The sequence below is a fragment of the Neisseria sp. GT4A_CT1 genome (assembly GCF_000227275.1).
In the GTDB taxonomy this organism is placed as follows: domain Bacteria; phylum Pseudomonadota; class Gammaproteobacteria; order Burkholderiales; family Neisseriaceae; genus Neisseria.
This window is the reverse complement of sequence record NZ_JH164968.1, coordinates 97,855-106,424: the sequence shown is the minus strand read 5'-3', so window position 1 is coordinate 106,424 and position 8,570 is coordinate 97,855. Positions and strand designations below refer to the sequence as shown.

General features: G+C 52.6%; 6 protein-coding genes and 3 pseudogenes. 5 read left to right on the top strand and 4 right to left on the bottom strand.

Features of this window, described 5'->3' with window-relative positions; all coding sequences use genetic code 11:
- Positions 1–10: 10 nt before the first annotated feature.
- A pseudogene (locus tag HMPREF1028_RS09240) lies at positions 11–370 on the bottom strand (IS5/IS1182 family transposase); the annotation flags it as partial.
- 179 nt (positions 371–549) lie between these two features.
- Between HMPREF1028_RS09240 and HMPREF1028_RS09235 the strand changes: the two are divergent.
- A complete protein-coding gene (locus tag HMPREF1028_RS09235) occupies positions 550–1,017 on the top strand; it encodes a CinA family protein (protein ID WP_009312532.1) in 468 nt (155 codons plus the stop codon).
- A gap of 120 nt (positions 1,018–1,137) precedes the next feature.
- On the opposite strand, the gene HMPREF1028_RS09230 is transcribed toward HMPREF1028_RS09235, so the two are convergent.
- Positions 1,138–2,976: an autotransporter assembly complex family protein gene (locus HMPREF1028_RS09230; protein ID WP_009312531.1), complete on the bottom strand. Its 1,839-nt coding sequence runs from the start codon at positions 2,974–2,976 to the stop codon at positions 1,138–1,140.
- Between the two features lie 299 nt (positions 2,977–3,275).
- On the opposite strand from HMPREF1028_RS09230, the gene sstT reads away from it, so the two are divergent.
- Positions 3,276–4,499, top strand: a complete 1,224-nt coding sequence (gene sstT, locus HMPREF1028_RS09225; RefSeq protein WP_009312530.1) for a serine/threonine transporter SstT — start codon at positions 3,276–3,278, stop codon at positions 4,497–4,499.
- A 67-nt stretch (positions 4,500–4,566) separates the two neighbouring features.
- Here sstT and HMPREF1028_RS14780 read toward each other — a convergent pair.
- Both HMPREF1028_RS14780 and HMPREF1028_RS09220 read right to left on the bottom strand, forming a co-directional pair.
- Positions 4,567–4,674: pseudogene (locus tag HMPREF1028_RS14780) on the bottom strand (IS5/IS1182 family transposase); the annotation flags it as partial.
- A gap of 129 nt (positions 4,675–4,803) precedes the next feature.
- Positions 4,804–5,538, bottom strand: coding sequence for an SH3 domain-containing protein (locus HMPREF1028_RS09220; protein ID WP_003755704.1), 735 nt, complete (start codon positions 5,536–5,538; stop codon positions 4,804–4,806).
- 400 nt (positions 5,539–5,938) lie between these two features.
- Between HMPREF1028_RS09220 and HMPREF1028_RS09215 the strand changes: the two genes are divergently transcribed.
- The 3 genes and pseudogenes from HMPREF1028_RS09215 to HMPREF1028_RS09205 form a co-directional block, all read left to right on the top strand.
- Positions 5,939–6,532: a YdcF family protein gene (locus tag HMPREF1028_RS09215; RefSeq protein WP_009312529.1), complete on the top strand. Its 594-nt coding sequence runs from the start codon at positions 5,939–5,941 to the stop codon at positions 6,530–6,532.
- Between the two features lie 100 nt (positions 6,533–6,632).
- Positions 6,633–8,003, top strand: coding sequence for an adenylosuccinate lyase (purB, locus tag HMPREF1028_RS09210; protein ID WP_009312528.1), 1,371 nt, complete (start codon positions 6,633–6,635; stop codon positions 8,001–8,003).
- Positions 8,004–8,257: 254 nt separating this feature from the next.
- A pseudogene (locus HMPREF1028_RS09205) lies at positions 8,258–8,570 on the top strand (transposase); the annotation flags it as partial.

The window sequence follows — 8,570 nt, the reverse complement described above, 5'->3', positions numbered from 1 at the left end:
ATCAGTTTGACAATTCGGACAGGGTGTCATCTTGCGCCAGCCAGTTGCGGTAGCGGCATAAGGTGCTGTAATCGGGGATGCTCAGTTCGTCAAAACGGCAAAACAGGTTGAAATCGATGCGGGTGATGAGACTGTGTTCGAGTTCGGGATCGGAGAGGCTGTGCCATTGTCCGAGCAGGACGGCTTTGAACATGGACAACAGGGGATAGGCGGGACGGCCGCGGTGGTCTCTAAGGTAACGGGTTCTTTGACGGTTCAGGTATTGTTCGATCGGTTGCCAATCAATCACCTGATCCAACTTCAATAGTGGGAAGCGGTCGATGTGTTTGGCGATCATGGCTTGTGCGGTTTGCTGGAAGAAGGTGCTCATGAGAAATCCCCTAAATGTCTTGATGGAAATTTAGGGGATTTTGGGGAATTTTGCAAAGGTCTCAAATTGGGATTCCGGTTTTCAGACGACCTTTCGCCCACTCTCTGCAATCCACTATATAATAGGGTCTCCACCCAACCCCATATTTCGGGGAAACCCGCCCAGCGAAAGGACATCCCATGACCGCCCTGCAAACCATAGCCGAACACCTCACCCGACACCGCCAAACCGTCACCTGCGCCGAATCCTGCACCGGCGGTCTGTTGGCGGGCGCGTTCACCAGCATTGCAGGCAGCTCGCAATGGTTTCATCAAAGTTTCGTCACTTACAGCAACCAAGCCAAAGAAGAGCGCCTCGGCGTCATGCCCGACACGCTGCTGCAACACGGCGCGGTCAGCCGCGAGACTGTTTACGAAATGGCGCGCGGTGCGAAAGCCGTCGCTCAAGCCGACTACGCCCTCAGTATTTCCGGCATCGCAGGCCCGGGCGGCGGCAGCGCGGCGAAACCTGTCGGCACGGTTTGGTTCGGTTTGTCCACGCCGACCGAATCATTGGAACAGATGCAAGTCTTCAGCGGCGACCGCGAAGCCGTCAGAACACAGGCTGTCGAGTTTGCCCTTAATCTTTTGGCAAAACATTTGGTCTGACCGTTTTTTGTCGGCTGCGAATCCGTTGGCTTTCGAAAACCCGACGTGTGCGGTTTCCACATACCACATAAAAAAGCAGGGATGCCATCACGCACCCCTGCTTTTTGTTTTCAGACGACCTTAAAACCTTGTGCCCAAGCTGATGTGCCAACGGAGTTTTTTGTCTTGGTGTCCGTAGGCGACGTCGAAGGAGAACGGGGCGACGGGGCTGAACCAGCGCACGCCGAGGCCGGTGCCGTGTTTCATACTCATGCGTTTGAAGTTGCCTGCGGCGTCGCCGACATCGTGGAAGACGGCGCCGGATACGCTTTTGGTAATCGGGAATTGGTATTCGAGGCTGCCGACCAGTAATGCCCTATCGGGGAGGACGGAATTGTTCGGACCTGCCAGACCGATGCTGTCGAGTTCGTAACCGCGTACGGAAGAGGCGCCGCCGGTGCGGAACATGAGGCTGGAAGGTACGTCTTCGCCTTCGCGGGCGTAAACGTAACCTGCCTGCCCGCGGACGATGAAGGTGCCGAGTTTTTTGTTTTCGGGCGTGTAGAAATAGCCTGCGCGGGCGGTGGCGCGCGCCATGGCGGTGGAGGACAGGAAGTTGCCCAGCGTTGCGCCGATTTTGCCGTCGAGGTAGTAGCCGTTTTCGGGACGCAGCTCGGTTTCGATGTTTTGGCGTTTCCACGAGGCGGTCAGCATGGTAGCGTGGCTGCGGCCGAGGTCGTAATTGGTATCGGGCACTTTGCGGTCTTCGGTGATGAATTCGATACCGAGGCGCGATTCGATGCCGTTGCGGTCGCGCACGCGCCAAATACCGCTGGTCAGGGCGCGTTTTTCAAGGTTTTGGGTGGTCGAGCGGTTGTAGGACGTGTTGGTCGTCCAGTATTTGCCTTCGCTGTTGCGCGGCTGGCTGATACCGGCGGCAAGGGTGGTTTCGTATTTGTCCATGTCCCAAACGACGGAGCCGATGTAGCCTTTGTTGAAGAGGTTGTAGTAGTCGTAACCGATGCGTCCGCCGAGGCCGTATTCGGAATCGTAGCGGATACCGGTTTCGAGTTTGTGGCGTTTGACTTCGGTAACGTTGACTTTGACGGGCACGCGGTCGCCTTGGAGGCGGTCGAAGTCGGCTTGAACGGATGCGCCGGAGTAATGTCCGTTTTGTTCGAGCGCTTGTTGGAAGTCGAGCAAGAGGTCGAGGTCGTAGGGCGCGCCGGGTTTGAAGCGTGCCAGACCGGCGACGACGTTGTCGGGATAACGGCGGGTACCGGTGATTTCAAAGTCGCCGAAATAAATGGGGCGGTTGCTTTCGACGATCACGTTCAGATCGGCGGTGTTGTTGTTGGGATTGACGGTGGCTTGGGTATTGCTGAGTTTGGCAAGCGGGTATTTCTTGCGGGTTACTGCGCTGAGGACGGAGGTTTTGCTGCCGCTCCAGCCGTCTTGGTCAAAGTATTCGCCAACGGGCTGCTGCCAGTTGAGCATGGCTTTTTGGTAATACTCGGCAAGATTGTCGTCTGAAAGGATGTCGCCGAGGATGGCGACGCTGACGTTGTCGATTTTGGTGCGTGGGCCGGGATTGACGGCGACGGTGTAGCTCGAACCGTTGTCTTGGACGTTGACGCTGCCGTTGAAATAGCCTTTGGTTTTGAGCATGGTTTTGACGTTGTCGGGCGTTTCTTCGGCAAGGAAGCCGACCTGCTCTTTGTCCAACTCTTCGTCCTGCTGCTGGGTAATCAGCGGCAGGTATTCTTCGAGCATGGATTTGACTTCGCTGTTTTTGGTTTCGATTTTGACGGGAAACTTGGGCGTCAATTTACCTACTTTGTCAGCCTGCTCGGATTGCCCGCCCTGCTTGAAGCCGGGAATCGGTTCGTAGTCTTCGGCACGCGGCAGATCGGCTGCGGCTGCGTGTCCGTAGGCAAGGGCGAGTGAGGCAATCAAAATGGGCGAAGTCAGTCTGGTCATGGCAAAAAGTGTTTCAACGACAGAAGAGTTTTAAATTCTACCATTATTTTCAATCGGGTTTAAAACCCCGCCCGAGACAGAGGGGTCGTCTGAAAAGGCGGATACCCCTGTCTCTGCGCCACAGAAGCCAAACACATTAACTCCTTCCAAACCGAAAAATATGGCACAAACTGCCCAATTCTCTAAAAAATCAAGCATTTTCCGCCACAACAATCGATTTGATATGTAAACCTGCGCAATAATTGATATTTTCTTTTAAAATGCAACGTTTCTTAACACATAAAGTAAGAGGACATATCATGGCAAGTGGTAATCCACTGCTGAACGCAGTCAACCGTATCGGACTTGTCCCGCAAATCATCATCGGTTTGATGTTGGGCGTCTTGGTCGGCTCCATTTCCCCGAAAGCAGGTTTGGGCGCAGGGCTGCTCGGCGAATTGTTCGTTGGCGCATTGAAAGCCGTCGCCCCCGTATTGGTGTTTGTCTTAGTAACCGCCGCGCTGGTGCAATACCGCAAAGGCGGCGAAGCCAAAATCAAACCCATCATTATTCTGTATCTCGTCGGCACATTTGCTGCAGCCGCCGTCGCCGTTGCCGCCAGTATGGCACTCCCGACCGCGCTGGTGTTTAAAGACGTAGCTACCTCCACCCTCGCCCCGCCCTCCGGCATCATCCAAGTCCTCAAAGAGCTTTTGATGAAGCTCGTGTCCAACCCGATTAACGCCATCGCGCAAGCCAACTACATCGGCATTCTCGCATGGGCGTTGGTTTTAGGCTCCGCATTGCGCCACCACGGCTCCGACACCACCCGCCAAGTCGTCGCCGACCTCTCCGACGCCGTTACCACCGTCGTACAATGGGTTATCCGTTTCGCCCCCTTGGGTATTTTCGGACTGGTCTCCCAAACCGTTGCCGAAACCGGCTTTTCCGCCTTCCTCAGCTACGGACGCCTGCTGGCCGTCCTGCTCGGCAGCATGGCGTTTATCGCCCTCGTCGTGAACCCGCTCATCGTCTGGTCGCAAACCCGCAAAAACCCCTACGGACTGGTCTTCACCTGCCTGCGCGAAAGCGGACTCTATGCCTTCTTCACCCGCTCCTCCGCCGCCAACATCCCCGTCAACATGGCATTGGCGAAAAAACTCGGCTTGCATGAAGACACCTACTCCGTCTCCATCCCGCTGGGCGCAACCATCAACATGGCAGGTGCAGCGATTACCATCACCGTCTTAGCCATGGCAGCCGCCCACACCAAAGGCATCGTTGTCGACTACCCCACCGCCCTGCTCCTGAGCCTCGTCGCCACCGTCGGCGCATGCGGCGCATCCGGCGTTGCCGGCGGCTCGCTGCTGCTGATCCCCGTCGCCTGCAGCCTCTTGGGCATCGACAACGACTTCGCCATGCGCGTCGTCGGCGTCGGCATGATTATCGGCGTAATCCAAGACTCCGCCGAAACCGCCCTCAACTCCTCCACCGACGTACTCTTTACCGCCGCCGCCGACTTAGGCAGCCGCCGCAAAGACTAAAGATTCGGTTGTTTCACCAAACGTCAAAAAGGTCGTCTGAAATTTCAGACGACCTTTTTCTATTTTATAGTGGATTAAATTTAAACCAGTACGGCGTTACCTCGCCTTGCCGTACTATCTGTACTGTCTGCGGCTTCGTCGCCTTGTCCTGATTTAAATTTAATCCACTATATTGTCCAGATGGGATGGATTATTGAATGGACCCTATCCTAAATAATTAAGACAGTCCTCAATATTTTTTTCACTTTTCCATCATTTCTTTTATTGCTTGATACAGAACGTCACCAATAAAATCTATCCGATATTAATATGCATAAGCACCATCTCGTACATGACCTTTTTGCAGGTAGGCATTAGACACATAACCAGTCAGCCCGCCGACTTGAACTTTAACCCAGCAGCCACCGTTGGCATTGGTACAGGCGTTGGTTTCAGCCACCACTTGAAGTTGCTGACCGTCTTTCAATTGGGTAACAGAAACTGCTGAAATAGACGGTCCTCCTCTAAGATTTAACGAACCACTACCAGATTCCGAAATCACAAAAGCAGGGTAACGAACGAGTTTTTCGGTAACTTTGGACGCTTGTTGTGAAGCAGCCGGTTTTGCCGTAGCTTTTGGGGATTCTTCTTGTCTAATTCTAGGTTCTTCTTGTTTTATTCTGGCCTCTTCTTTTTGCTTAGGTTCCTCTTCTAAAGCTTGTTTCTTTTTAGCTTCTTCGCGTTTACGTTCCTCAGCAGCCTGTTTTTTCTTTGCTTCTTCCTGTTTTTTCTCTTCTTCCAGCATTTGCTTCATCTGTAAGTCTTCTTGGGCATCTTGGTAGGCTTTTTGATAGAGTTCGTCTTCTCTTTGCTGTTGCTCAATTTGTTTCCGGTGTTCTTGTTCTTGATTTTCGCGTTCAGCTTGTTGCTTTTGTTGCTGCGCCAATTGTTCTTTCAATGCAGCTAACTCTTTTTGGGTTTCACTTTCTCCACCATTACAGGCAGCAAGCAGAGACAGAGATAAAAAACCTACGGAAATAACTGATAAAGCTTTTTTCATGTTTACTCTCTAATAGTTGAACGAAGAGAAAAAGTCTTCAAAATTGGAGATAGCCTACATATCATTCAAGATGATGATGGCGTTGATATTATATTGCCGACTTTATGCAACTTTTACAAAAATCTGTTTTTGATAATATATTTTCCTTATACGCCATGTCAATACTGATTATCATATTCCCGGACTATGCATTAATGTCATTCCCAATTTAAATAATATCCGATGACGAAAAGCCATAAAAATATTTGTCGACAACAAAATTCGTACTTGGACGGATAGAAACAATCGGTTACTAAAAAAATATAGCTGAACGGCTGTATGAATTTCGTAAAATCTTAAGAACAAGCGGAACCTGCCCGTACAGCCGCGTTCCAATTATTTTCATCATTTTAGGATTCGGATGTTCAAAAAAGCCCTTGTTTTTATATTGATTTTATTCTTTACCGCCGCGCTTTTGCCGCTGTGGATTATGTGGCGCGATTTTTGGGTGTCGCGGTTGGATGCGGATACGGTGCGTCCGGCGGATGCTGCGGTTGTGCTTTCGACGCGTTCTTATGAAGGGGGTCGTCTGAATCCTTGTTTGGTGGCGCGTGTTGAAGCGGCTGTCGAGCTGTATCGTGCCGGCAAGGTGAAGAAACTGGTGATGTCGGGCGGACTCAGCCGCGATTTTCAGTCTGCTTCGGGCAATATGCAGGCGATTGCGGAGAAGATGGGGGTGCCGAAGGCGGACATTATCCAAGAGCGACGGGCGGAAAATACGTTTGAGAACATTGTGTTCAGCCGCGATTTTATTGAAAACAGCCCGCGCGTCGTCATTGTCAGCGCCGGTTTTCATTTGGCGCGGGCGCAGATGATGGCGGACAGGCAATGGCAGGGACACGATATTCAGGTGTATGCCGCGCCGTTTTGTTCCGAACCTTACGGCGGCTATGGTTACACGGTATTGCGCGAGTCGGCGGCGTTTGTCAAAAACGCTTTGAAGGGCAGGTTGTAGTTTCAGACGACCCCAAGTTGCCGAGTCAAATCATGTATAATTGCAAACAATTTGACTGTTTGATTTAACCGTTTGACCGACCTACCGACAGGACTCCGACATGATCAACCCTATCGCTGCACTTTCCCCCCTAGACGGCCGCTACGCCCAATCCGTTGAAGCATTGCGTCCGATTTTCTCCGAATACGGCCTGATGAGGGCGCGCGTCAAAGTCGAATTGAGCTGGCTCAAAGCCCTCGCCGCCGAACCGAAAATCACCGAAATCCCCGCCTTCAGCGATTTCACGCTTGCCGAAATCGACAAAGTCATCGAAAACTTTTCATTGGAAGACGCAGCCGCCGTCAAAGCCATCGAAGCGACCACCAATCATGATGTCAAAGCCATCGAATACTGGCTCAAAGAACGCTTCGCCGGCGTACCCGAAGTCGCCGCCGCCAGCGAGTTCATCCACTTCGCCTGTACCAGCGAAGACATCAACAACCTGTCCCACGCCCTGATGCTGCAAGAAGCGCGTGAAACCGTCATCCTGCCGAAACTTACCGAAATCATCGAAAAACTCACCGGCATGGCGCACGACCTTGCCGCCGTCCCCATGATGAGCCGCACCCACGGCCAACCCGCCACGCCGACCACCTTGGGCAAAGAAACCGCCAACATCGTGTACCGCCTGCAACGCCAGTTCAAAAACCTTCAGACGCAAGAATTCCTCGGCAAAATCAACGGCGCCGTCGGCAACTACAACGCCCACATGGTCGCCTATCCCGACGTCGATTGGGAAACCCATTGCCGCAACTTCGTCGAAATCGGCCTCGGCCTGACCTTCAACCCCTACACCATCCAAATCGAACCGCACGACTACATGGCTGAATTTTTCCAAACCCTCAGCCGCATCAACACCATCCTGATCGACTTCAACCGCGACGTTTGGGGTTATATTTCATTGGGTTACTTCAAACAAAAAGTCAAAGCGGGCGAAGTCGGCTCTTCCACCATGCCGCACAAAGTCAACCCCATCGACTTTGAAAACTCCGAGGGCAACCTCGGCATGGCAAACGCCGTATTGGGCTTCTTATCCGAAAAACTGCCCGTCTCCCGCTGGCAGCGCGACCTGACCGACAGCACCGTCCTGCGCAACATGGGCGTAGGCGTAGGCTATGCCGTGTTGGGTTTCGCCGCCCACCTGCGCGGCCTGAACAAGCTCGAACCCAACCCCGCCGCGCTGGCCGCCGATTTGGATGCCACTTGGGAGCTGCTCGCCGAACCGATTCAAACCGTGATGCGCCGCCACGGCGTCGCCAATCCTTACGAAAAACTGAAAGACCTGACGCGCGGCAAAGGCGGCATCACGCCCGAAGTGCTAAAAGTCTTCATCGAATCGCTGGAAATCCCCGCCGAAGCCAAATCCCAACTGCTCGCCCTGACCCCCGCGCTGTACATCGGCAAGGCGGAAGAATTGGCGAAACGGATTTGATACCGTCTTCATGATTTGAGATTGAGTTGAAACAAAAGGTCGTCTGAAAACCAAGATTCAGGTTTTTCAGACGACCTTTCGTCAAATATAGTGGATTAACTTTAAACCGGTACGGCGTTGCCTCGCCTTAGCTCAAAGAGAACGATTCTCTAAGGTGCTGAAGCACCAAGTGAATCGGTTCCGTACTATCTGAGACCTTTGCAAAATTCCCCAAAATCCCCTAAATTTCCATCAAGACATTTAGGGGATTTCTCATGAGCACCTTCTTCCAGCAAACCGCACAAGCCATGATCGCCAAACACATCGACCGCTTCCCACTATTGAAGTTGGATCAGGTGATTGATTGGCAACCGATCGAACAATACCTGAACCGTCAAAGAACCCGTTACCTTAGAGACCACCGCGGCCGTCCCGCCTATCCCCTGTTGTCCATGTTCAAAGCCGTCCTGCTCGGACAATGGCACAGCCTCTCCGATCCCGAACTCGAACACAGTCTCATCACCCGCATCGATTTCAACCTGTTTTGCCGTTTTTGACGAACTGAGCATCCCCGATTACAGCACCTTA